A 22,296-nucleotide genomic window follows, 5' to 3' on the forward strand; every position below is an offset into this window, starting at 1 on the left:
ACGCACGGGTACGCGTACCGGCTACCAGGTCACCGCGTCCAGCGCGTCGGCCATGCCCCAGCCGTAGAAGCCGTTGCGGTTCTTCGGGCCCTCGCACACCGCGTCGACCTTGCCGTCGCCGTCGATGTCGTACGGCTTGGTGCACGCCGTGGCGTCGGCCTCGGCGTACAGCAGCGCCTTCACCATGGCGGGGGAGGCGTGCGGGTGCGTCGACTTGATGAGGGCGGCGACGCCCGCGACGTGCGGGGAGGCCATGGACGTACCGGCCATGTAGCCCCACTTGCCGCCGGGCAGCGTGCCCAGGATCAGGCCGCTCGTGGCGGGCGGCTCCGGGGTCTGGTAGGCCGTCGAGTCGCCGCCGGGCGCGGCGATGTCGATGACGCCCAGCCCGTGGTTGGAGAAGGACGACTTGAGGCCCTTCGCACCGGTCGCCGCGACCGTCACGACACCCGGCAGCTGGGTCGGGATGTCCAGGCACTTCGACGGGTCGACGGTCCGGTCGCCGGGCGTGGTGTCGTTGGGCGAGGACGGGTCGGTGATCTCGTCGGAGGTGAGGTCGTAGTTCTCGTTGCCGGCCGCGGCGACGTTGACCGCGCCCTTCTTCTCCGCGTACCGGGAGGCCCGCGAGACGGCCTCGACGAGCGCCTTCTGGTCGGGGTCGTCCTTGCAGTTGAAGTACCACGGGTCGGTGTAATAGCTGTTGTTGGTCACGTCGACGCCGTGCTCGGCCGCCCACATGAAGCCGCAGACCACGGCCTCGGTGTAGAAGAAGCCGTCGGGGTTGGAGACCTTGATGCCGGCCACCTTCACCCCGGGTGCCACGCCGGTCATGCCGACGCCGTTCTTGGCGGCGGCTATCTCCCCGGCCACGTGGGTGCCGTGCGGGCTCTCCGCCGCGCTCGGCCGCCAGGCCCCGTCGGCGGTGTCCGGCTTGCCCGCCACACAGTTGACGGACGCCTGCCGGTCGAAGTTCGGGGCGATGTCCGGGTGGGTGTCGTCGACGCCGGTGTCGATGACGGCGACGGTCACCTTCTTGCTGCCCAGCGACTTCTCGTGCGCCTTGTCCGCCTTGATGGCGGGCAGGTCCCACTGGAGCGACTCCAGCGGGTCCTGGCCCTCGGCCTTCGCGGAGGCGGCCTTGGCGGCGGCCAGGTCCTCGCCGCCGAGCACCTGCGGCGCGCCCGTGTCGGTGGTGGCGGCCGAGGGCAGTGGCGCGGTGCGGGTGGCACCGGCCGACTGCACGCCGCGCACCTTGCGCACGGTCTTGGCGAAGTCGGGGTTGGCGGAGTGGACGACGATCACGCCGATCCGGTCGTACGACGTGACGATCGTGCCGCCCGCCTTGGCTATCGCCCGCCGCACGGTGGCCGAAGGACGGTGCCCGGAGGCGACGTTGACGACGTAGCTGAGCGAGGTCGCGTCCGCCGCCGTCGAGGGCGCGGCCTCGGCCGCGGGGGTCGCGGCGGCCGGGGTGCCCGGCAGGAACGCGAGCGACGCGGCCACGGCCAGGCCCGCCGGAATCGCGAGGGCACGGCGGTGACGCGAGAGGGGAGCGGTCATGCGTGATGTCTCCAGTCCGTCGGGAAAGCTCGGGAAACGAGCCCGCGTCTGGAGCGCGGGTCGCGCGGGAAGCGCAGATGATCCATGGGGTCTCCACATCATCCGGCAAACAGCACCTGCCCGGGCACGGGTGAAACGGGCCGGGCAGGTACATGACGTAGTGGTGCAGGGTGAAGCTATCCCCCGAAGTCCCTGGCCAGCAATGACCCGCCGAGGACGACTTCGGAAAGTGCCACGGGTGTTGAACCGGGCCCCGCGGGGCGCCGTGTCGTTGGACAGGGAGCCCGAGCACGATCAGCCCCCTGCGAGAACACCGAGGTCCAAGCCGTCATGTCCGTCGTACGAGGAGACTCCGTGGCCACCGACGCACCGCCCCCCTCCAAAGAGGAGCCCCCCTCGCAAGAGGAGCACCGCCTCCCCTCCGCCGAGGAGTTCTCCGAAGTGCAGCAGAGCGCCGAGTTCGCCGAACTGCGCCGCTCCTTCCGTTCCTTCGCGTTCCCGCTGACCGTCGCCTTCGTCGCCTGGTACCTGCTCTACGTGCTGCTGTCGAACTACGCCGGCGGCTTCATGGGCACCAAGCTGTTCGGCAACATCAACGTCGCGTTCGTCTTCGGCATCGCCCAGTTCGTCACCACGTTCCTCATCGCCTGGTGGTACTCGCGGCACGCCGCCGCGAAGCTCGACCCCAAGGCCGAGGCCATCAAGACCCGGATGGAGGGCGGCGCATGAGCCCCGCACAGTCCGTTTTCGCCGCCGAGCTGGCCGCCAACGAGGCCAGCGAGCACCGGCCGCTCATCATCACGCTCTTCGCGGTCTTCGTCCTCGCGACGCTCGGCATCACCGTCTGGGCGGGCCGCCAGACCAAGGACGCCGCCGACTTCTACGCGGGCGGCCGCCAGTTCAGTGCCTTCCAGAACGGCCTCGCCGTCTCCGGCGACTACATGTCGGCCGCGTCCTTCCTCGGCATCGCCGGCGCCATCGCCCTCTTCGGCTACGACGGCTTCCTCTACTCCATCGGCTTCCTGGTCGCCTGGCTGGTCGCCCTGCTCCTGGTCGCCGAGCCGCTCAGGAACTCCGGCCGCTACACGATGGGCGACGTCCTCGCCTACCGCATGCGCCAGCGCCCGGTGCGCACCGCCGCCGGCACCTCCACGATCGTCGTCTCGATCTTCTACCTGCTGGCCCAGATGGCGGGCGCGGGCATCCTGGTCTCGCTGCTGCTCGGCATCACCTCCGACGCGGGCAAGATCCTCATCGTCGCCCTCGTCGGCGTCCTGATGATCGTGTACGTCACCATCGGCGGCATGAAGGGCACCACCTGGGTCCAGATGGTCAAGGCCGTGCTGCTGATCGGCGGCACCATCCTGATCACCTTCCTGGTGCTGCTGAAGTTCGACTTCAACATCTCCGACCTGCTCGGCAAGGCCGCCGAGAACAGCGGCGCGGGCTCCGCGTTCCTGGAGCCCGGCCTCCAGTACGGCGCGAGCGGCACCAGCAAGCTGGACTTCATCTCCCTGGGCATCGCCCTGGTGCTCGGCACCGCCGGCCTGCCGCACATCCTGATCCGCTTCTACACGGTGCCCAACGCCAAGGCCGCCCGTAAGTCCGTGAACTGGGCCATCGGCATCATCGGCGCCTTCTACCTGATGACCATCGCCCTCGGCTTCGGCGCCGCGGCGCTCGTCGGCAAGGACGAGATCATCGCGTCCAACCCGTCCGGCAACACGGCGGCGCCCCTGCTCGCGCTGCACGTCGGCGGCGTCGACTCGACCTGGGGCGCGATCCTGCTCGCCACGATCTCGGCGGTGGCCTTCGCGACCATCCTCGCCGTCGTCGCGGGCCTCACCCTCGCCTCGTCCTCGTCCTTCGCGCACGACATCTACGCCAACGTCATCCGCAAGGGCCAGGCCACCGAGAAGGAGGAGATGCGGGCGGCCCGCTGGGCGACCGTCTTCATCGGCATCGTCTCCATCGCGCTCGGCGCCCTCGCCCGGGACCTGAACGTGGCCGGTCTGGTCGCCCTGGCCTTCGCGGTCGCCGCGTCCGCCAACCTGCCGACCATCCTCTACAGCCTCTTCTGGAAGCGGTTCACCACCCAGGGCGCCCTGTGGTCGATCTACGGCGGCCTGATCGTCGCCGTCGGCCTGGTGCTGTTCTCGCCCGTCGTCTCCGGCGACCCGAAGGCGATGTTCCCGGACGTCGACTTCGCCTGGTTCCCGCTGAAGAACCCGGGCATCATCTCGATTCCGTTCGGCTTCCTGATGGGCTGGCTCGGCACGGTCCTGTCGAAGGAGGAGCCGGACAAGGCGAAGTACGCGGAGCTGGAGGTCCGGTCCCTGACCGGCACCGGAGCGCACTGACGCCCGACGCCCGACCGGTGTCGGCGCGGCCGCTCGTAGATCCCTACGACGCGGCCGCGCCGCGCGTCGTGGGTTCGGGCCGATGTCGATGTCCGAGCGGTCACGTAGGCTCGACGGTGTCGGAGGAGAGAGTGCTCCGCCGATCCGCGTCGAGGGAGGGGGCCCACGTGCTCATCGACACCTACGGCCGAGTGGCCACCGACCTGAGGGTCTCGCTCACCGACCGTTGCAACCTGCGCTGCACCTACTGCATGCCCGAAGAGGGCCTTCAGTGGCTCGCCAAGCCCGATCTGCTCACGGACGACGAGATCGTCCGCCTCATCGGCATCGCGGTCACCTCCCTCGGTATCGAGGAGGTCCGCTTCACCGGCGGCGAGCCGCTGCTGCGCCCCGGCCTGGTCGGCATCGTCGAGCGCGTGGCGGCCCTGGAGCCCCGCCCCCAGATGTCGCTCACGACCAACGGCATCGGCCTCAGGCGCACGGCCACGGCCCTGAAGGCGGCGGGCCTGGACCGGGTCAACGTCTCGCTGGACACCCTGCGCCCGGACGTCTTCAAGACCCTCACCCGCCGGGACCGCCACAAGGACGTCCTGGAGGGCCTGGCGGCCGCCCGCGAGGCCGGGCTGACCCCGGTCAAGGTCAACAGCGTCCTGATGCCGGGGCTCAACGACGACGAGGCCCCCGACCTGCTCGCCTGGGCCGTCGAGCACGACTACGAACTGCGCTTCATCGAGCAGATGCCTCTGGACGCCCAGCACGGCTGGAAGCGCGAGGGCATGGTCACCGCCGGCGACATCCTGACCTCCCTGCGGACCCGTTTCGAGCTGACCGCCGAAGGCTCCGAGGAGCGCGGCTCGGCCCCCGCCGAACGCTGGCTGGTGGACGGCGGCCCGCACCGCGTCGGCGTCATCGCCTCCGTCACCCGCCCGTTCTGCTCGGCCTGCGACCGCACCCGCCTGACCGCCGACGGCCAGGTGCGCACCTGCCTGTTCGCCACCGAGGAGACCGACCTGCGCGCGGCCCTGCGCTCCGACGCCCCCGACGAGGAGATCGCCCGTATCTGGCGCCTGGCCATGTGGGGCAAGAAGGCGGGCGCGGGCCTCGACGACCCGACCTTCGTCCAGCCCGACCGCCCGATGTCCGCGATCGGGGGCTAGGACCAGGTTTCTTACGACCTGCCGGAGCCCTCCGGGGCTTCCCACTCGGTGAGCGGGACCACGTCCTTCAGGAAGTTCCGCACCCCGAGGAACTGGGACAGGTGCTCGCGGTGCTCGTCGCACGCGATCCACGTCTTGCGGCGCTCCGGAGTGTGGACCTTCGGGTTGTTCCACGCCAGCACCCACACGGCGGGGGTGCGGCAGCCCTTGGCGGAGCAGATCGGGGTGGTTTCGTCACTCACGGTTTCGTCTCACAGATCCACGCACAGGGCCCGCACACAAGGCGACGCCGAGCAGCCACGGGGGGAGCTGCCCGGCGTCGGTCCGTCGCTCCGACGGGGGATGCGGAGCGCGTACGAAGTATGTCACGGCTCACCCATGGCCCGGCACCGGAACAACGCGATTCATCTGAGCATTTCTTCGGCCTGGCGCGGAATCGACGCCGCCGCGCAGGGGGCGCGGCGGTCACGGCCGGCCGTGCGGCTCACCGGCCGCACCCGCCCCCGGATCGGCGGTCGCGCCCTCCGGGACGGATTCCGCCGCGCCGTTCCCGGCCCGCGGCGGCATGATCATCGGCGGGGTCGGCGCCGTCACGAACGTCGAGGGCAGGGATGGCGCGTTCTCGCGCCCGGCGTTGGCGATCACGACCGCGATGTACGGCAGGGCGGCACCGAGGACCAGGGCCACGATCGCGACGTGCCGTTCCACGTTCCACAGGCAGACCGCGAGGATCACCGAGGCCGTACGGATCGACATCGAGATGATGTACCGCCGCTGCCGCCCGCGCACGTCCTCCTGGAGGCCCGTCCGGGCCCCGGTGATCCGGAACACCTCGGCGCTGCCGCCGGCACTCTGCTTCCGCATCTGCTTCCACCATCCGCCCGCATCGGACTCTCCCCGCCCCGCTCTCGTCCGCGACCGCTCGGGGACTCCGGTCCCGGACAACTCACCACGTTACGCCGCGCCTGCGCCGTTCACGAGACCGGGGCACCCCGGGTCCGGCCGTACCGCGTGCGCCTTCCGGCCGGGCGCCGGTACCCCGTTCGGCCGTACGCGGCATGCGCCGAACGCCGTACGCCCGAACACTGGTGGCATTGCTCGCGTAGAGCCGGACGAGGAGGCAGCCATGGGCTGGTTGTGGGCGATCATCGTGGGATTCGTGCTCGGCTTGATCGCCAAGGCGATCATTCCGGGCAAGCAGCACATGCCGCTGTGGCTGACCACCATCTGCGGCATGATCGGCGCGATCATCGGCAACGCGATCGCCCGCGCGGCCGGCGTCGAGGCGACGGCCGGGATCGACTGGTGGCGGCATCTGTTCCAGCTGGTGGCGGCGATCATCGTGGTCGGCCTCGGCGACGCGGCCTACGCGTCGGTACGCGGCAACAGGCGACGCGAACGGGCCTGAGCCAGCCCCGGACCCACCCCGTACGGCGAAGGGGCGTGCGCCGGCAGCCGATCACCGGCGCCGGAGCACGCCCCTTGCGGGTGCGTCCGCTCAGGCGCCGGTGATCTCCACCGCGGCCAGGTTCTTCTTGCCGCGGCGCAGCACCAGCCAGCGCCCGTGCAGCAGGTCCTCCTTGGCGGGGACGGCGTCCTCGCCGGTGACCTTGGCGTTGTTCACGTAGGCGCCGCCCTCCTTCACCGTGCGGCGCGCGGCGGACTTGCTGGCCACCAGACCCACCTCGGCGAACAGGTCGACGACCGGGGCCGGCTCGGCGACCCGGACGTGCGGCAGCTCGGAGAGGGCCGCGGCCAGCGTCGCCTCGTCCAGCTCCGCCAGCTCGCCCTGGCCGAAGAGAGCCTTGGACGCGGCGATCACGGCGGCCGTCTGCCCGGCGCCGTGCACCAGCGTCGTCAGCTCCTCGGCGAGCGCACGCTGCGCCGCCCGGGCCTGCGGACGCTCCTCGGTCTGCCGCTCCAGCTCCTCCAGCTCCGCACGGGAGCGGAAGGACAGGATGCGCATGTACGTCGAGATGTCCCGGTCGTCCACGTTCAGCCAGAACTGGTAGAACGCGTACGGCGTCGTCATCTCCGGGTCGAGCCAGACGGCGCCGCCCTCGGTCTTGCCGAACTTGGTGCCGTCCGCCTTGGTCATCAGCGGCGTCGCGTAGGCGTGCACGGACGCGTCCGGCTCCAGGCGGTGCAGCAGGTCGAGGCCGGCCGTGAGGTTGCCCCACTGGTCGCTGCCGCCCTGCTGCATCGTGCAGCCGTACCTCCGGTAGAGCTGGAGGAAGTCCATCGCCTGGAGCAGCTGGTAGCTGAACTCCGTGTAGCTGATCCCCTCGGAGGACTCCAGCCGCCGGGCGACGGAGTCCTTGGTCAGCATCTTGTTGACCCGGAAGTGCTTGCCGATGTCCCGCAGGAACTCGATCGCCGACAGGCCCTCGGTCCAGTCGAGGTTGTTGACCATCACCGCGGCGTTCTCGCCCTCGAAGGACAGGAACGGCTCGATCTGGCCGCGCAGCCGCTCGACCCAGCCCGCGACGGTCTCCGGCGAGTTCAGCGTGCGCTCCGCGGTCGGGCGCGGGTCGCCGATCTGGCCCGTCGCGCCGCCGACCAGCGCCAGCGGCCGGTGTCCGGCCTGCTGGAGCCGGCGCACGGTGAGCACCTGCACCAGGTGCCCCACGTGCAGGGACGGCGCGGTCGGGTCGAAACCGCAATAGAACGTGACGGGACCGTCCGCGAGCGCCTTGCGCAAAGCGTCCTCGTCGGTGGACTGGGCGAACAGCCCGCGCCACTTCAGCTCGTCGACGATGTCCGTCACGGTTCTCGTGTCTCCTTGAGTGGTCTCGCGAAATCAGGTACGAGGTTATACGCCCTGGCTGACAGAGCTCATATTGAAATCGGGCACCCGCAGCGCCGGCATCGCGGTCCTGGTGAACCAGTCACCCCACTCCCTGGGCAGCGTCTTCTCCGTCCGCCCCGCCTCCGAGGCCCGCCCCAGCAGGCCCACGGGTGACTCGTTGAACCGGAAGTTGTTCACCTCGCCGACGACCTCGCCGTGCTCGACGAGGTAGACGCCGTCCCGGGTCAGCCCGGTCAGCAGCAGTGTCGCCGGGTCGACCTCGCGGATATACCAGAGGCAGGTCAGCAGCAGCCCGCGCTCCGTGCCCGCGACCATCTCGTCCAGGGACCGGCCCGGGTCGCCGCCGTCCAGGACCAGGTTGCCGATCGCGGGCGCCACCGGCAGCCCGGTCAGTCCGGCGCTGTGCCGGGTGGTCGTCAGCCGGTGCAGCTCGCCGTCCCGGATCCAGTCGGTCGCCGCCACCGGCAGCCCGTTGTCGAACACCGACTGGTCGCCCCCCGAGGAGTGCGCGACCACGAACGGCGCGCTCTCCAGCCCCGGCTCGTGCGGATCACTGCGCAGCGTCAGCGGCAGTGTGCCCAGCCGCTCGCCGACCCGGGTGCCGCCGGGCTTGGAGAACACCGTGCGCCCCTCGACCGCGTCCCGTCCGGACGCCGACCAGTACTGGTAGATCAGCAGGTCCGCGACCGCGGTGGGCGGCAGCAGCGTCTCGTACCGTCCCGCGGGCAGCTCCACCCGGCGCTCCGCCCAGCCCAGCCGTACGGCCAGCTCGGCGTCGAGGGCCGCCGGGTCGACGTCCTTGAAGTCCCGCGTGGCCCGCCCGGCCCACGCCGACCGGGTACGGTCCGGCGACTTGGCGTTCAGCTCCAGCGTCCCGTTCGGCTGGTCGTGCCGCAGCCGGAGCCCCGTCGAGGTGCCCACGTACGTCGACGTCATCTCGTGGTTCGCGAACCCGTACAGCTCCCGGTCGCCCGCACGCGCGCGGGCGAACGCCTCCCCGAGCGCCGGCGCGAAGTTGGCGAACACCGCGGACGAGGTCTCGGCGGGCGCGTCGGTGAAGTCCGGCGCCGCCGCCCCGCCCGTGACCAGCGGCTGCGCGTCCTCGGCCGGACCGGCGTTCCGCGCGGCGGCCTCGGCGGCCCGCACCAGGGGCTCCAGCTCGTCCAGGGTCACCGCCGAGCGCGACACCACCCCGGACGCCGTGCCCTCCCGCCCGTCCACGGTGGCGACGACTGTCAGCGTGCGCCCGCGCGTGACGCCGTTGGTGGTGAGCGTGTTGCCCGCCCAGCGCAGGTTGGCGGTGGACTCCTCGTCGGCGATGACGACGCACCCGTCCGCCCGGGACAGCTCCAGCGCCCGCTCGACGACCTCGTGCGGCTTGCTGCTGCGGACGCTCATCGACCGGCCTCCTGCGTGGTGTTCAGAATGTTGACTCCCTTGAAGAGGGCGGACGGGCAGCCGTGCGAGACGGCCGCGACCTGCCCGGGCTGGGCCTTGCCGCAGTTGAAGGCGCCGCCCAGGACGTACGTCTGCGGGCCGCCGACGGCCGCCATGGACCCCCAGAAGTCGGTGGTCGTCGCCTGGTACGCCACGTCCCGCAGCTGACCGGCGAGCCGCCCGTTCTCGATCCGGAAGAACCGCTGACCGGTGAACTGGAAGTTGTAGCGCTGCATGTCGATGGACCAGGACCGGTCCCCGACGACGTAGATCCCGCGGTCGACGCCCCCGATCAGGTCCTCGGTCGACAGCCCGCCCGGATCCGGCAGCAGCGACACGTTGGCCATGCGCTGCACCGGCACGTGCGCGGGGGAGTCGGCGTAGGCGCACCCGTTGGACCGCTCGAAGCCGGTGAGCCGCGCGATCCGCCGGTCGAGCTGGTAGCCCACCAGCGTGCCGTCCTTCACCAGGTCCCAGGACTGGCCCTCGACGCCCTCGTCGTCGTACCCGACGGTCGCCAGTCCGTGCTCGGCGGTGCGGTCGCCGGTGACGTTCATCAGCTCCGAGCCGTAGCGCAACTTGCCGAGCTGGTCGAAGGTGGCGAAGGAGGTGCCGGCGTAGGCGGCCTCGTAGCCGAGGGCGCGGTCCAGCTCGGTGGCGTGGCCGATGGACTCGTGGATCGTCAGCCACAGGTTCGACGGGTCGACGACCAGGTCGTACAGGCCCGCCTCGACGCTCGGCGCCCGCATCTTCTCGGCGAGCAGCTCCGGAATTTCGGCCAGCTCGGAATCCCAGTCCCAGCCGGTGCCGGTCAGATACTCCCAGCCGCGCCCGGCGGGCGGCGCCAGCGTCCGCATGGAGTCGAACTCGCCGCTGGAGTCGTCCACCGACACGGCGGTGAGCACCGGGTGCAGCCGCACGCGCTGCTGCGTCGTCACGGTCCCGGCGGTGTCGGCGTAGAACTTGTTCTCGTGCACGGTGAGCAGCGAGGCGTCCACGTGGTCGACCCCGTCGGCCGCCAGCAGCCGCGCGCTCCAGTCGGCCAGCAGCGCGGCCTTGTCCGCGTCCGGCACGGAGAAGGGATCGATCTCGTACGCCGAGATCCAGGACTTGTCGGCGTGCACGGGCTCGGCGGCCAGCTCGACCCTCCCCCACTGCCCGAAAGGCGCGGGAGGTGCCCCCACGTCCGACCCGGCCGCCTTGATCACCTGCGCCGACAGCTTCGCCATCGCCACCGCCTGCGAGGCGACCTTGGCGGCGGCGTCCAGGGTCAGGTCCACGCCGGACGCGAAGCCCCACGTGCCGCCGTGCACCACCCGCACCGCGTACCCGAGGTCGGTGGTGTCCGAGGACCCGGCGGGCCTGGCGTCCCTGAGCCGCCAGGACGCGTTGCGCACCCGCTCGAGACGGAAGTCGGCGTGCTCCGCGCCGAGCGCACGCGCCCGGGCGAGGGCGGCGTCGGCGAGGGCGCGTAGGGGGAGTGCCGTGAAGGCTTGGTCGATGCTGTGAGGCACCTGCGTCTCTTTCTGTCGGCGTGACCGGTCGTCTGCCGCGACACCGGGGGCTGCGCCGCATCATGTCGCGTCGGCCGTCCGCCGACCACACCTTTCCCACCGCGCCCGGCACCGGTTCTGTAGGGACCCGACAGACAGCCCCGTAAGCCACTGTGGGTGCCCGAGTCTCTGAGCGAGTCGGGGGACCGATAGATTTTCGAGGAAGCCGCCTGCTGTCGCCGTCCGCCGTACGGGTGACCGGGCGGGTGCGCCAGACCGCTATCGAAAGGGTGATCCGATGAGCCGCTCGGTTCTCGTCACCGGAGGAAACCGGGGCATCGGCCTCGCCATCGCCCGCGCTTTCGCCGACGCCGGCGACAAGGTCGCGATCACGTACCGCTCGGGTGAGCCCCCGGAGGGCTTCCTGGCCGTCAAGTGCGACATCACCGACACCGAGCAGGTGGAGCAGGCCTACAAGGAGATCGAGGAGACGCACGGTCCCGTCGAGGTCCTGATCGCCAACGCCGGCGTCACCAAGGACCAGCTCCTGATGCGCATGTCGGAGGAGGACTTCACCTCCGTCGTCGAAACCAACCTCACCGGCACCTTCCGCGTGGTCAAGCGTGCCAACCGCGCCATGCTGCGCGCCAAGAAGGGCCGCGTCGTCCTCATCTCGTCGGTGGTCGGACTGCTCGGCTCCGCGGGGCAGGCGAACTACGCCGCCTCCAAGGCCGGTCTGGTCGGCTTCGCGCGCTCCCTCGCCCGTGAACTGGGGTCGCGCAACATCACCTTCAACGTCGTCGCGCCGGGCTTCGTCGACACCGACATGACCAAGGTGCTCACCGACGAGCAGCGGGCGAACATCGTGTCGCAGGTGCCGCTGGGGCGGTACGCGCGGCCCGAGGAGATCGCCGCGACGGTGCGGTTCCTCGCCTCGGACGACGCCTCGTACATCACTGGAGCCGTCATTCCCGTTGACGGCGGACTGGGAATGGGTCACTGATCACCATGAGCGGAATTCTCGAGGGCAAGCGCGTCCTGATCACCGGTGTGCTGATGGAGTCCTCCATCGCCTTCCACGCCGCGAAGCTGGCCCAGGAGCAGGGCGCCGAGATCATCCTGACCGCGTTCCCGCGGCCCACGCTGACCGAGCGCATCGCCAAGAAGCTGCCCAAGCCCACCAAGGTCATCGAGCTGGACGTCACCAACGACGAGCACCTCGCCCGGCTCGCCGACGTCGTCGGCGAGGAGCTGGGCGGTCTCGACGGCGTCGTGCACTCCATCGGGTTCGCCCCGCAGGACGCGCTCGGCGGCAACTTCCTGAACACGCCGTTCGAGTCGGTCGCCACGGCCATGCACGTCTCGGCGTACTCCCTGAAGTCGCTGACCATGGCCTGCATGCCGCTGATGCAGAACGGCGGTTCGGTCGTCGGCCTCACCTTCGACGCGCAGTACGCCTGGCCGCAGTACGACTGGATGGGCCCGGCCAAGGCCGCGCTGGAGGCCACCAGCCGCTACATGGCCCGTGACCTGGGCAAGCAGAACATCCGCTGCAACCTGGTCTCGGCGGGCCCGATCGGGTCCATGGCCGCCAAGTCCATCCCCGGGTTCAGCGACCTCGCCGCCGTGTGGGACAGCCGTTCCCCGCTGGAGTGGGACCTGAAGGACCCGGAGCCGGCCGGCCGCGGCATCGTCGCGCTGCTGAGCGACTGGTTCCCGAAGACCACGGGCGAGATCATCCACGTCGACGGCGGTCTGCACGCCATCGGCGCCTGAGTGGACGCCCCGCCCGAGGGCCCGCATCCCGTACGGGGTGCGGGCCCTCGCGTCGTCCCGGCAGGCGTGCAGCCCGGAGCGGCGCGGATCAGTGGTCCGCCGGCGGAGTGAACAGCGCCGGCCGGCACACGAACGGATAGGCCGCCGCCTCCTCGGCCGCCGTCGCCGCGTCGCCCGCGCGGATCGCGTCCACCAGCCGGGCGTGGTCCATGTGCATGGCCGGGGACATGCCCTCGCCCACGTCGCCACGCAGCCAGTCCCGCATCACCTCGCCCAGGTCCGCGTACATCGCCGTCATCACGTTGTTGTGCGAGGCGGCCACGACCGCCAGGTGGAACGTGGCGTCGGCCGACACGAACGCTTCCGCGTCACCCGACTCCCAGGCCTCCTCCCGGCGCAGCAGCAGACCGTCGATCTGCTTGAGGTCCTTCTCCGTGCGCCGCTCGGCGGCCAGGCGCGCGGCGGCGGACTCCAGCGTGGACCGCAGCTCGGCGATGTCCCGGGGGTCGGCGTCGGCGAAGCGGCGCTGCATGACGCCGGCCAGCTCGCTGGTCGCCACGACGTACGTGCCCGACCCCTGGCGGATGTCCAGCAGGCCGTTGTGGGCCAGCGCGCGGACCGCCTCACGGACCGTGTTCCGGGCGACGCCGAGCTGCTCGACCAGCTCGGGCTCGGTGGGGATGCGGGAGCCGACCGGCCACTCGCCCGAGGCGATCTGCTGCCGCAGCGCCGCGATGACCTGCTCGGACAGTGCCGAACGACGGGGATGGCTCAGCGGCATGGCTCACCTGCGCACACGAGGGGACGAGCGAGTGGACAATCAATCATCCCATGATTCTATGATGGGTCTCATGGCTAGTGACGAAACCCGGACGGAGACACGTACCAAGACACGTACGGAAACACGTACGGAGACGCAGACGGGGACAGGCGCGCAGGGGCGTGCCGGGGGCGTTGTGTCCGAGGTACCCGGCGAGGCGTCCGCCACGCGCGCGTGGACGACCTGGACGACCCGTCTGCTCATCCTCGGCATCGTCCTGGCCGCGGTGAACCTGCGCCCCGCCATCACGAGCCTGGGCGCCCTCCTGGAGGAGGTCCGCGACGGGCTCGGCATGAGCGGCAGCATCGCCGGACTGCTCACCTCCGTACCCCCGCTCTGCTTCGCCGTCTTCGGAGTCACCGCTCCCCGGCTGGCCCGCCGCTTCGGACCCGGCGCGGTGGTCTGCGCCGGCATGGTCGCCATCACCGCGGGCCTGCTGATCCGCCCGTACGCCGGCGGCACGGGCGGCTTCCTGGCCGCCACCGCCCTGGCACTGATGGGCATCGCGGTCAGCAACGTCCTGATGCCGGTCATCGTCAAGCGCTACTTCCCCGACCGCGTCGGTTCCATGACCGGCCTCTACTCGATGGCCCTCGCCTTCGGCACCTCCGTCGCCGCGGCGGCGACCGTGCCCCTGACCGACGCGCTGGGCGGTCACTGGCAGCCCGGCCTCGCCGTCTGGGCCGTCCTGCCCGCGCTGGCCGTGCTGCCGTGGATCCCCTTCGTGCGGAACCGGAAGGCGCCGGCCTCCACGGCGCCGTACGCGCCGCGGCCGGAGGACGGGCGGTCCGCCGAGAAGCGCGCGGAACAGCCCCCGCTGCGGATCACCCGCAGCCGTACGGCCTGGGCGCTCGCCGTCTTCTTCGGCCTCCAGGCCACGGCCGCCTACATCACCATGGGGTGGATGGCGCAGATCTTCCGGGACTCGGGCGTCTCGGCCGGCACCGCCGGGCTGCTGCTCGCCGTGATCATGGTGATGGGCGTGCCGCTCGCCTTCGTCATCCCGCGGGTGGCGAGCCGCCTGCCCCACCAGGGTCCGATCGTGGTGGTCCTGGGCGTGTGCGGGCTCGCCGGATACGCCGGTCTGTACTTCGCGCCGGTCGGCGGCGCCTGGGCCTGGGCCCTGCTGCTCGGCGTCTCCAACTGCGCCTTCCCGCTGGCGCTGACCATGGTCGGGATGCGGGCCAGGACCGGGGCCGGTGTCGCCCAGCTGTCCGCCTTCGCGCAGAGCACCGGCTACCTGATCTCCATCCCGGGTCCGCTCCTGGTGGGCGTGCTCTACCAGCACAGCGGGGGATGGGGGCTGCCGATCGCGCTGATGAGCGCGCTGATGGTGCCGCAGATCGTGGTGGGCGTCCTGGCGGGACGCGACCGCACCGTGGAGGACGAGGCGGGCCGCTGACCCGGCCGCGCGGCGCGCCAGGCCCGCGGTCCCCGCGGGCGGCCCGCCGGGAGTGGACCGCGCGGGGGATGCGAGACTTGCCGTATGCCAGTCCTCGACCCGAATCCCCAGCACGGCCAGAAGAAGATGCTGATCGTCTTCGGTGCCTTCCTCGCGATCTTCGTGATCATCGGCATCATCGCGACGATCGCCTCGCCGTGAGCCCGCCCCCGGGACCGGATGGTGGGGTTAACCCCCCATCCCCTAGGGGGTGAGGGTCAGGGTCAAGTGGGTGGACCTCCGGATGGGTTGGGCCCCGCGGATTCCGTAACTTCGAGATGTGCCCGCCACAGGCGGGCCGCGGAGCACGGACCAGGGACGCCCGAAGACCAGCGGAGGCACTCATGTCGGCCCCTACCCACACCCGGCCTCCCCGGGCGACCCGGGGCGGCGTGGACGCCCGGTTGCCCTGGTGGGCCCTCGCCCTGCCCGTGCTCGCCTTCGTCGCGCTGCTCCTGCTGATACTCAATCCCGCCGACGCCCGGGCGGCCGCGGAGCAGCCCGCGACGGCACACCTTCTGGAGCGGCTGGAGCAGCTGACCGTGCGCTGAGCGCCGACCGCGGGCTCCCGCACGCGTCCCGCGGTGAGCCCGCCTGTCAACTCCCAGAGCCCCATGGCCTGTTTCGTGCGAAGCTGGAAGACATGAGCGTCGCAGAACCCCGCAGGATTGTTCTCTTCCGGCATGCGAAAGCCGACTGGCCACAGGTGACCGACCACGAGCGGCCGCTCGCCGACCGGGGTCGCATGGACGCCGCGGAGGCCGGGCGCCGGCTCGCGGATACCGGCGTGCCCATCGACCAGGCCCTGTGCTCCACCTCGGCCCGGACCCGCGAGACCTGGAAGCTCGCCGTCCAGGAGTTCCCGCACCGGCCGAAGACCGTCTACGAGGAGCGGATCTACGATGCCTCGCCCGGCGAGCTGATCGCCGTGCTCAACGAGACCCCCGACGACCTGCGGAACGTGCTGGTGATCGGCCACAACCCGGGCATGGAGGCGCTGACCGAGATCCTGGCCGGCTCGGCCGAGGACGAGGTCCGCGAGCGGATCAACCGCCGGGGCTTCCCGACCGCCGCCTTCGCCGTCCTCACCTTCACGGGCTCCTGGAAGGACGTGGAGCCCGGCCGGGCCGCCCTGGTCGACTACTGGGCGCCGACCGACTGACCCGCCGCCCCCACGTGACAGGGCCCGGCGCCCTCGCGGTCCGGGCCCTCGGCGTGCCGGGCGCCCCGGGGTCAGGGCCGGCCGGGGCCGTCGCCGAGATCGTCGGCCAGCGTGTCCGCGGCCTCGACCTCCTCGCGGGTGATGCCCAGCAGATAGAGCACCGTGTCGAGGAAGGGGACGTTCACCGCGGTGTGCGCCGCCTCGCGCACCACCGGCTTGGCGTTGAAGGCGACCCCGAGTCCGGCCGCGTTCAGCATGTCCAGGTCGTTGGCACCGTCACCGATCGCCACGGTCTGCGACAGCGGTACGCCCGCCGCGGCGGCGAACCGGCGCAGCAGCCGCGCCTTGCCCGCCCGGTCCACGATCTCCCCGGTGACCCGTCCGGTCAGCCTGCCGTCGACGATCTCCAGCGTGTTGGCCTGCGCAAAGTCCAGCCCCAGCTGCTCCTGCAAGGCGTCGGTGACCTGGGTGAAGCCGCCGGAGACGACCCCCACCTGGTAGCCGAGCCGCTTCAGCGTGCGGATCAGGGTGCGGGCACCCGGCGTCAGCCGCACCTCGGCACGCACCTTGTCCACCACCGAGGCGTCCAGCCCCGCCAGCAGGGCAACGCGCGCGTGCAGCGACTGCTCGAAGTCCAGCTCCCCGCGCATCGCGGCCGCCGTCACCTCGGCGACCTCGTCCTCGCAGCCGGCGTGCGCGGCGAACAGCTCGATGACCTCGTCCTGGATCAGCGTGGAGTCCACGTCCATCACGACCAGGCGCTGCGCCCGGCGGTGCAGCCCCGCCGCGACGACCGCGATGTCCACGCCGAGCGCCGCGGCCTCGGTGGCCAGCGCCGTGCGCAGCGGTTCGGTCTCCACGCCGGAGACCGCGAACTCGACGGCGGTCACCGGGTACTTGGCCAGCCGGAAGATACGGTCGATGTTGCTCCCGGACTCGGTGATCCGGGCCGCTATGGCGGCGGTCGCCTCGGCGGTGAGCGGGTGCCCGAGCACCGTGACCAGGGAGCGGCCGAAACCGCGCGGCCGGTTGTCGCCGATGCCGGAGATGATCTCCGCCTGCAGCTTCAGCGACTCCGCCCAACTGTGGACGGTCGCCCGGAGATCGCCCTCCAGACCGCGGGGCGGCTCGGTCACGAGCGCGCACAGCACGATCCGGCCACGGGTGACGACCTGCTCGATGTCGACGACATCGACCGAGTACGCGGCGAGAGTGTCGAACAGGCCGGCCGTGATGCCCGGCCGGTCCTTGCCGAAGATCTTGACGAGGAGAGTGGGAACGTCAGAGGTCTGCGAAGCGCTCATGGTGCTCCAACCGTATCCGGCACCCCGTGCCGCCCGCGCCTCAGGTCCGACTGGCGGACAGGGACGGCACCCCTTTCCGGCGGGGCGGTGGCGGAGTGGACCGGACGGTGGCTACCCGTCGCGGGGGCGCCGAGGCGGTGCGGGCGGCGGGGGCGGTGGGGGAGGAGGGCCCTCGCCCCAGGGCCGGGGGCGCGGCGGCCGTTCTCCCGGCCCCGGCGGCCGGCGCGGCGTTCCCGGAGGCGGGCCCAGCGGCCCGGCCACCGTGGGGGCGCCGTACACGTCGTCGTCGGACCGGCCGTCCCTCCCGCCGTCATCCCGGCCCGCCCCGTCGCCGTACCGCCCGGGGCCACCGCTCCGACGGCTCCCACCGCCGTCTCCCTGTCGCGCCGGGTCCGCGCCTCCCTGCCGTGCCGGGTCCGCCTGACCCTGCCCCGTGCTGCCGGGCGGCTGTGCCCCCGACGCCGTATGCCCGGGCCCCGGCAGGGACCAGGCGTCGCGCGGGGCCGCCCCCGCCGGGCGGGCGTCTTCGGGTTCGCCCGTCCCCGGTGCCGTGCCGGACTCCGGCCGCGCCGCCCCCTCCCACGACCGCAGGTAGGGATTGGCGCCCGGGTCGGGCGGCCGGTGCGGCGTACCCGGCCGGTACGGCCCCGGGGCCGGGCCCGCGGATGCCCCGCCTCCCGCGCCGACGCCCTCCCGCACCGCTCCGGCACCGAGTGCCAAGCCCGTCGCCCGGGCCCCCGCCGCCCCGCTCGCGCACGCCAGCAGCGCCCCGGCGGCCCCCGCACCCGTACCCCAGACGGCACCCAGCAGCAGGGCGGCACCGAGGTGTCCGTGCAGGTCGATGCCCGCGCCGAAGGCGTCGACGCCGAGCACCGACAGGGAGGCGTCCACGGAGACCTCCGTGAGCCGGGCCGACAGCGGTAGCGCCACGGCGGTGGCGATGCCCAGCCGCAGCGCACAGCGCCCGGCGAAGGCGAGGGGACGTGCGGCACCGGACGCCACCGGTGTCCGCACCGCCGTCAGCACCCCGGCCAGCAGCATCATCAGTGCCGCGGCCACCCCCAGCAGCCACACCCGTCCGTCCAGCTCCGCCAGCCGTTCCAGCGTGACCGGCCTCTCGGCCCCGGAGCCGAGCAGGTCGTCGAGGGGAGCCGGGAGCAGCCCGGCCGGCTGACCGGTGGCCCGCCCGTCCCACGGCACGAACAGGCCGATCGGGACGCCGAGCCAGACGCCGTTCGGCGCCCCCAGCAGCGCGGCCCCAGCGATCCGCCGCGGGTGGTCGTCGCCGATCGCCGCGTACGCCGCCGCCGCGAGTCCGGCCGCCACCGCCGTCAGCGCCACCGTGACCAGGGCGGACACGGCCGGCCGCACCACCCGGTGCACGGCCTCGCACCCGCGTGGCAGCGGAGCGCGGCGCGAGGCCAGCAACGCGATCAGCAGCACCCCCGCGGACCAGACGAGGCCGCCCAGCAGCGTGGGCGCGGTGTCGACGGTGAACCCGACGGCGGCCCGGGCCTCCACGAGGTCACCGACCCGGTCGGGCAGCAGCCCGCCGATGTCGCCCACGTCACCGAGCCCCGGTATCTCCAGCCCGCCGCTCCCGCCCCCGCCGGGCAGGTCGTCGAGCCCGAGCGAACCGCCGTCGATCGTGACGACGTCGTGCCCCGCCCAGGCCAGCCCGCCCGTCATCGCCACGAACAGCGCGACCACCGCGCCCGCGCGCGCCAGGAGTTCGGCGGGCGGGACGACGACTCCGGCCGCCCGCAGGGACCGCAGGAAGAAGAACGACAGGAACAGCGCACCGACCAGCCCCACCCCCAGTGGCGTGATCTCGATGGCCGTGTGCGCCTCGGCCCCTTTCAGACCGAACGCGGACACATCACCGGCCGGTGTGACCGAACCACCCGCCCCGAGCGCCACGACCGCCGCGGTCATCGGCCCGAGCGAGCCCGCCGCGTCCGCGTCCAGCAGATGCAGGCCGAGCGCCGCCGTTCCCGCCATGCCGATCAATGCCCAGCTCACGGAGGCGACCGCGGACAGCAGTACGTCGCCCCACGGCACACCGGTGCCGTACCCCTTGGTTCCGACGCTCGTGGACGCGCTCATGGCAGACCCCCCGATCCGCTGCGCGGTCAGGTTGCCGCGCATGTCCCCCTCGCGTGGAATACCACTCTCCGGGCAGGTTTCAACCCCGTCAACGGGAACGGCCGATGGGTGCCTACGCACTTTTCACAAGGCCCGACTTTCGGTCAGGGCCCCGAGCCTGAAATAGTTCCCCCCGATGTTCGACATCCCTAGACTCCCCGCGACGGGAGCACATCGGGGGACAACTCAGTGGGGCATGGAGTGCCGGAACTCGTACTGGAATCCAATGGACGGACCTGGACGCTCGATCCGTCCCGGTCATACGCGCTAGGACGCGATCCGCAGGGGGAGCTTGTTTTCGACGACGCCAGGGTCTCCTGGCGACATGCCACGATCAGTTTCAACGGCCGCGGTTGGGTGGTCGAGGACCACGGCAGCACCAACGGCACGTTCGTGCACGGGCAGCGGGTCCAGCAGATGGAGCTCGGCGCCGGCACGGTGCTGAACCTGGGCAACGCGACCGACGGACCGCGCGTGAGCCTGACCGGCGCGCAGGCCCCGGCCGGCGCGCCCCGGGCCCAGCCGCAGCAGCAGCCCCAACAGCCGCAGCAGCAGCCGTACGCCGCGCAGGGCGCGAACGCGGGCTGGGCCCAGCAGGCGCCGCCCGCGCAGGAGCCGTTCCAGCAGCAGGCACCGCAGCACGGGCAGCAGCACCAGGCCCAGCAGGCAGGCTGGCAGCAGCAACAGCCACCCCAGCAGGTCGCGCCGCAGCCGCAGCAGGCCGCGCCGCACTTCCCCCAGCAGCAGGGACCAGGCGGCGCGGCGGGGGCGCCACCGGTCCACGGGGACCGCAGCCCGACCACGTTCCACCAGTTCTCGCTCGGCCGCGTCATGCGCATCGGCCGTGCCCTGGAGAACGACCTGGTCGTCTCCGACCTCCAGGTCTCCCGCAACCACGCGGAGTTCCACTCGACGCCCGACGGGCGCATGGAGATCCGCGACCTCGGCTCGCACAACGGCACGTACGTCAACGGCCAGCCGATCGCCAAGGGCGGCACCCAGCTGCTGGGCCCGACCGACGTGGTCGGTGTCGGCCACTCGACGTTCCAGATCGTCGGCGACCGGCTCGAGGAGTTCGTCGACACCGGTGAGGTCTCCTTCTCCGCCCGTCACCTGACCGTCACGGTCGACGGCGGCAAGCAGATCCTCAAGGACGTCTCCTTCGGCGTACCCGAGAAGTCGCTGATCGCGGTCATCGGTCCGTCGGGCTCCGGCAAGTCGACCCTGCTCAAGGCGCTCACCGGCTACCGGCCCGCCGACCAGGGCGAGGTCCTCTACGACAACCGGAACCTCTACAAGCAGTTCGCCGAGCTGCGTCAGCGCATCGGTCTGGTCCCGCAGGACGACATCCTGCACAAGGAGCTGACCGTCAAGAAGGCGCTCAAGTACGCGGCGAAGCTCCGCTTCCCGGCCGACACCACCGGCGCGGAGCGCAACGCCCGCATCGACGAGGTGCTGCGCGAGCTGAAGCTGGACATCCACAAGGACAAGAAGGTCACGTCCCTGTCCGGCGGTCAGCGCAAGCGCGTGTCCGTCGCCCTGGAGCTGCTCACCAAGCCGTCGCTGATCTTCCTGGACGAGCCGACCTCCGGCCTCGACCCGGGCATGGACCGTGACGTCATGCAGTTGCTGCGCGGCCTGGCCGACGACGGCCGCACCGTCCTCGTCGTCACCCACTCGGTGGCCGAGCTGGCGACCTGCGACAAGCTCCTCGTGATGGCGCCGGGCGGTTCCGTGGCCTACTTCGGCCCGCCCGAGGAAGCGCTGAACTTCTTCGGCTACGACACCTGGGCCGACGTCTTCTCCGCCTTCGAGAACTACCGCGACTACGACTGGGCGGGCCGCTGGAAGGGCTCGCAGCACTACCAGATGTACGCCGCGGACCTCGACGCCGTCGCGCCGCAGTCCGTACAGGTGCCGCCGATGCAGGCGATGCGGCCGCCGAAGCCGCAGGGCTGGATGTCGCAGTTCGTCACGCTGGTGCGGCGCTACACGTCGGTGATCGCCTCTGACAAGGGCTTCCTGGCCCTGATGGTGATCCTGCCGGCCGTGCTGGGCGCGGTGAGCCTGCTCATCGACGCGGACAAGGGCCTGCTGCCCAACCCGGCGAACCCGCAGACCGGCCGGATCATCCCGAACGGCACCGCCACCACGGTCCTGCTGATCCTCGCGGTCGGCGCCTGCTTCGCCGGTGCCGCGAACTCGGTCCGTGAGCTGATCAAGGAACGGGTGATCTACGAGCGGGAACGCGCGACCGGCCTGTCCCGGTCCGCGTACCTGATGTCCAAGGTCTTCGTGCTCGGCCTGATCACGGTGTTCCAGGGCCTGCTGGTCGGCGTGATCGGCTTCGCCAGCCGCGAGATCCCGGACGAGGGACTGATCCTGGGCGGCGCGACACTCGTCGAGCTGTCCCTGCCGATCATGGCCCTCGGCTTCGCCTCGATGATGTTCGGCCTGGTCATCTCCTCGCTGGTGAAGACCGCCGAGAAGACCATGCCGCTGCTGGTGATGTTCGCGATCATCCAGGTCGTCTTCACCGGCTGCCTCTTCGCCCTGAACGACGCGGTCGGCGTCAACCAGTTCTCGTACCTGATGCCCTCGCGCTGGGCGGTCGGCGCGGCCGGTGCCACGCTGGACTTCAACAGGATCAGCCCGCCCGAGAAGGGCGCCGAGGCCGACCCGCTGTGGGAGCACACCGTGGGCGCCTGGGGGATGGACATGGCCGCGCTGATCGTCCTCGGTGTGATCTGCGGCTTCTTCGTCGCCCGCTTCCTGCGCCGGCACGAGCCCGAGGTCATGCGCAAGTAGACCGAGGTCCGGCGGGCCCGAAGG

At 71.7% G+C, this 22,296-nt stretch carries 20 protein-coding genes; 11 read left to right on the forward strand and 9 right to left on the reverse strand.

What is annotated here, in order from left to right:
- Positions 1–21: 21 nt before the first annotated feature.
- The gene (locus tag R2E43_RS29260; RefSeq protein ID WP_030872977.1) at positions 22–1,560 is read right to left on the reverse strand and encodes a S8 family serine peptidase; all 1,539 of its coding nucleotides are present in this window, start codon (positions 1,558–1,560) and stop codon (positions 22–24) included.
- Between the two features lie 354 nt (positions 1,561–1,914).
- Here R2E43_RS29260 and R2E43_RS29265 point away from each other — a divergent pair, with 354 nt between their 5' ends.
- The 3 genes from R2E43_RS29265 to moaA all read left to right on the forward strand — a co-directional run bounded on the left by R2E43_RS29265 (position 1,915) and on the right by moaA (position 5,077).
- Positions 1,915–2,289, forward strand: a complete 375-nt coding sequence (locus tag R2E43_RS29265; protein ID WP_003976999.1) for a DUF485 domain-containing protein — start codon at positions 1,915–1,917, stop codon at positions 2,287–2,289.
- Positions 2,286–3,920 carry a solute symporter family protein gene (locus tag R2E43_RS29270; RefSeq protein ID WP_093455853.1) on the forward strand — a complete coding sequence of 545 codons (1,635 nt, stop codon included), beginning with the start codon at positions 2,286–2,288 and terminating at the stop codon, positions 3,918–3,920. Before R2E43_RS29265 ends, R2E43_RS29270 begins: the two co-directional genes overlap by 4 nt.
- Before the next feature lie 167 nt (positions 3,921–4,087).
- Positions 4,088–5,077 (forward strand): GTP 3',8-cyclase MoaA, encoded by a 990-nt coding sequence (gene moaA, locus R2E43_RS29275; protein ID WP_217284073.1) that lies wholly within the window; start codon positions 4,088–4,090, stop codon positions 5,075–5,077.
- Positions 5,078–5,088: 11 nt separating this feature from the next.
- Here the strand turns inward: moaA and R2E43_RS29280 are convergent, their stop codons facing one another.
- The gene (locus tag R2E43_RS29280; RefSeq protein WP_003977002.1) at positions 5,089–5,319 is read right to left on the reverse strand and encodes a hypothetical protein; all 231 of its coding nucleotides are present in this window, start codon (positions 5,317–5,319) and stop codon (positions 5,089–5,091) included.
- A gap of 223 nt (positions 5,320–5,542) precedes the next feature.
- Positions 5,543–5,941, reverse strand: a complete 399-nt coding sequence (locus tag R2E43_RS29285) for a DUF3099 domain-containing protein (RefSeq protein ID WP_016325914.1) — start codon at positions 5,939–5,941, stop codon at positions 5,543–5,545.
- Between the two features lie 262 nt (positions 5,942–6,203).
- On the opposite strand from R2E43_RS29285, the gene R2E43_RS29290 reads away from it, so the two are divergent.
- Positions 6,204–6,485, forward strand: coding sequence for a GlsB/YeaQ/YmgE family stress response membrane protein (locus tag R2E43_RS29290; protein WP_003977004.1), 282 nt, complete (start codon positions 6,204–6,206; stop codon positions 6,483–6,485).
- Positions 6,486–6,575: 90 nt separating this feature from the next.
- On the opposite strand, the gene tyrS is transcribed toward R2E43_RS29290, so the two are convergent.
- From tyrS to R2E43_RS29305, 3 genes are read right to left on the reverse strand one after another with little or no spacing between them, the layout of a single operon-like run.
- Positions 6,576–7,844 (reverse strand): tyrosine--tRNA ligase, encoded by a 1,269-nt coding sequence (gene tyrS, locus R2E43_RS29295; protein ID WP_011027993.1) that lies wholly within the window; start codon positions 7,842–7,844, stop codon positions 6,576–6,578.
- A 45-nt stretch (positions 7,845–7,889) separates the two neighbouring features.
- Complete coding sequence (locus R2E43_RS29300) at positions 7,890–9,284, reverse strand: metallopeptidase TldD-related protein (protein WP_332056708.1); 1,395 nt, start codon at positions 9,282–9,284, stop codon at positions 7,890–7,892.
- The gene (locus R2E43_RS29305) at positions 9,281–10,837 is read right to left on the reverse strand and encodes a TldD/PmbA family protein (RefSeq protein WP_030872983.1); all 1,557 of its coding nucleotides are present in this window, start codon (positions 10,835–10,837) and stop codon (positions 9,281–9,283) included. Before R2E43_RS29305 ends, R2E43_RS29300 begins: the two co-directional genes overlap by 4 nt.
- A 277-nt stretch (positions 10,838–11,114) precedes the next feature.
- Here R2E43_RS29305 and fabG point away from each other — a divergent pair, with 277 nt between their 5' ends.
- The gene (gene fabG / locus R2E43_RS29310) at positions 11,115–11,819 is read left to right on the forward strand and encodes a 3-oxoacyl-[acyl-carrier-protein] reductase (protein ID WP_003977008.1); all 705 of its coding nucleotides are present in this window, start codon (positions 11,115–11,117) and stop codon (positions 11,817–11,819) included.
- Positions 11,820–11,824: 5 nt separating this feature from the next.
- On the forward strand, positions 11,825–12,592 hold the full coding sequence (gene fabI / locus R2E43_RS29315) for an enoyl-ACP reductase FabI (protein WP_003977009.1): 768 nt from the start codon (positions 11,825–11,827) through the stop codon (positions 12,590–12,592).
- A gap of 88 nt (positions 12,593–12,680) precedes the next feature.
- Here the strand turns inward: fabI and R2E43_RS29320 are convergent, their stop codons facing one another.
- Positions 12,681–13,373 (reverse strand): FadR/GntR family transcriptional regulator, encoded by a 693-nt coding sequence (locus tag R2E43_RS29320; protein WP_003977010.1) that lies wholly within the window; start codon positions 13,371–13,373, stop codon positions 12,681–12,683.
- 175 nt (positions 13,374–13,548) lie between these two features.
- On the opposite strand from R2E43_RS29320, the gene R2E43_RS29325 reads away from it, so the two are divergent.
- From R2E43_RS29325 to R2E43_RS29340, 4 genes are all read left to right on the forward strand, one after another.
- A complete protein-coding gene (locus R2E43_RS29325; protein ID WP_003977011.1) occupies positions 13,549–14,814 on the forward strand; it encodes a CynX/NimT family MFS transporter in 1,266 nt (421 codons plus the stop codon).
- An 84-nt stretch (positions 14,815–14,898) separates the two neighbouring features.
- Positions 14,899–15,015: an SGM_5486 family transporter-associated protein gene (locus R2E43_RS29330; RefSeq protein ID WP_011027990.1), complete on the forward strand. Its 117-nt coding sequence runs from the start codon at positions 14,899–14,901 to the stop codon at positions 15,013–15,015.
- A 182-nt stretch (positions 15,016–15,197) separates the two neighbouring features.
- Positions 15,198–15,404, forward strand: coding sequence for a hypothetical protein (locus R2E43_RS29335; protein ID WP_003977012.1), 207 nt, complete (start codon positions 15,198–15,200; stop codon positions 15,402–15,404).
- 92 nt (positions 15,405–15,496) lie between these two features.
- Positions 15,497–16,015: a SixA phosphatase family protein gene (locus R2E43_RS29340; protein ID WP_003977013.1), complete on the forward strand. Its 519-nt coding sequence runs from the start codon at positions 15,497–15,499 to the stop codon at positions 16,013–16,015.
- Positions 16,016–16,086: 71 nt separating this feature from the next.
- On the opposite strand, the gene serB is transcribed toward R2E43_RS29340, so the two are convergent.
- Positions 16,087–17,319 carry a phosphoserine phosphatase SerB gene (serB, locus tag R2E43_RS29345; RefSeq protein WP_003977014.1) on the reverse strand — a complete coding sequence of 411 codons (1,233 nt, stop codon included), beginning with the start codon at positions 17,317–17,319 and terminating at the stop codon, positions 16,087–16,089.
- 111 nt (positions 17,320–17,430) lie between these two features.
- On the reverse strand, positions 17,431–19,425 hold the full coding sequence (locus R2E43_RS29350; protein ID WP_332056709.1) for a streptophobe family protein: 1,995 nt from the start codon (positions 19,423–19,425) through the stop codon (positions 17,431–17,433).
- A gap of 240 nt (positions 19,426–19,665) precedes the next feature.
- Here R2E43_RS29350 and R2E43_RS29355 point away from each other — a divergent pair, with 240 nt between their 5' ends.
- Positions 19,666–22,272, forward strand: coding sequence for an ABC transporter ATP-binding protein/permease (locus R2E43_RS29355; RefSeq protein WP_332056710.1), 2,607 nt, complete (start codon positions 19,666–19,668; stop codon positions 22,270–22,272).
- The last annotated feature ends 24 nt before the right edge of the window (positions 22,273–22,296 follow it).

It is taken from the genome of Streptomyces violaceoruber (assembly GCF_033406955.1).
GTDB classification, from domain to species: domain Bacteria; phylum Actinomycetota; class Actinomycetes; order Streptomycetales; family Streptomycetaceae; genus Streptomyces; species Streptomyces violaceoruber.

What these genes read in the sequence shown, in the direction of transcription:
- R2E43_RS29260 (WP_030872977.1), bottom strand. Translation starts at nt 1,560, where the DNA reads ATGACCGCTCCCCTCTCGCGTCACCGCCGTGCCCTCGCGATTCCGGCG.
- R2E43_RS29270 (WP_093455853.1), top strand. Translation starts at nt 2,286, where the DNA reads ATGAGCCCCGCACAGTCCGTTTTCGCCGCCGAGCTGGCCGCCAACGAG.
- R2E43_RS29285 (WP_016325914.1), bottom strand. Translation starts at nt 5,941, where the DNA reads ATGCGGAAGCAGAGTGCCGGCGGCAGCGCCGAGGTGTTCCGGATCACC.
- R2E43_RS29290 (WP_003977004.1), top strand. Translation starts at nt 6,204, where the DNA reads ATGGGCTGGTTGTGGGCGATCATCGTGGGATTCGTGCTCGGCTTGATC.
- R2E43_RS29300 (WP_332056708.1), bottom strand. Translation starts at nt 9,284, where the DNA reads ATGAGCGTCCGCAGCAGCAAGCCGCACGAGGTCGTCGAGCGGGCGCTG.
- fabG (WP_003977008.1), top strand. Translation starts at nt 11,115, where the DNA reads ATGAGCCGCTCGGTTCTCGTCACCGGAGGAAACCGGGGCATCGGCCTC.
- fabI (WP_003977009.1), top strand. Translation starts at nt 11,825, where the DNA reads ATGAGCGGAATTCTCGAGGGCAAGCGCGTCCTGATCACCGGTGTGCTG.
- R2E43_RS29320 (WP_003977010.1), bottom strand. Translation starts at nt 13,373, where the DNA reads ATGCCGCTGAGCCATCCCCGTCGTTCGGCACTGTCCGAGCAGGTCATC.
- R2E43_RS29330 (WP_011027990.1), top strand. Translation starts at nt 14,899, where the DNA reads ATGCCAGTCCTCGACCCGAATCCCCAGCACGGCCAGAAGAAGATGCTG.
- R2E43_RS29335 (WP_003977012.1), top strand. Translation starts at nt 15,198, where the DNA reads ATGTCGGCCCCTACCCACACCCGGCCTCCCCGGGCGACCCGGGGCGGC.
- R2E43_RS29340 (WP_003977013.1), top strand. Translation starts at nt 15,497, where the DNA reads ATGAGCGTCGCAGAACCCCGCAGGATTGTTCTCTTCCGGCATGCGAAA.
- serB (WP_003977014.1), bottom strand. Translation starts at nt 17,319, where the DNA reads ATGAGCGCTTCGCAGACCTCTGACGTTCCCACTCTCCTCGTCAAGATC.
- R2E43_RS29350 (WP_332056709.1), bottom strand. Translation starts at nt 19,425, where the DNA reads ATGAGCGCGTCCACGAGCGTCGGAACCAAGGGGTACGGCACCGGTGTG.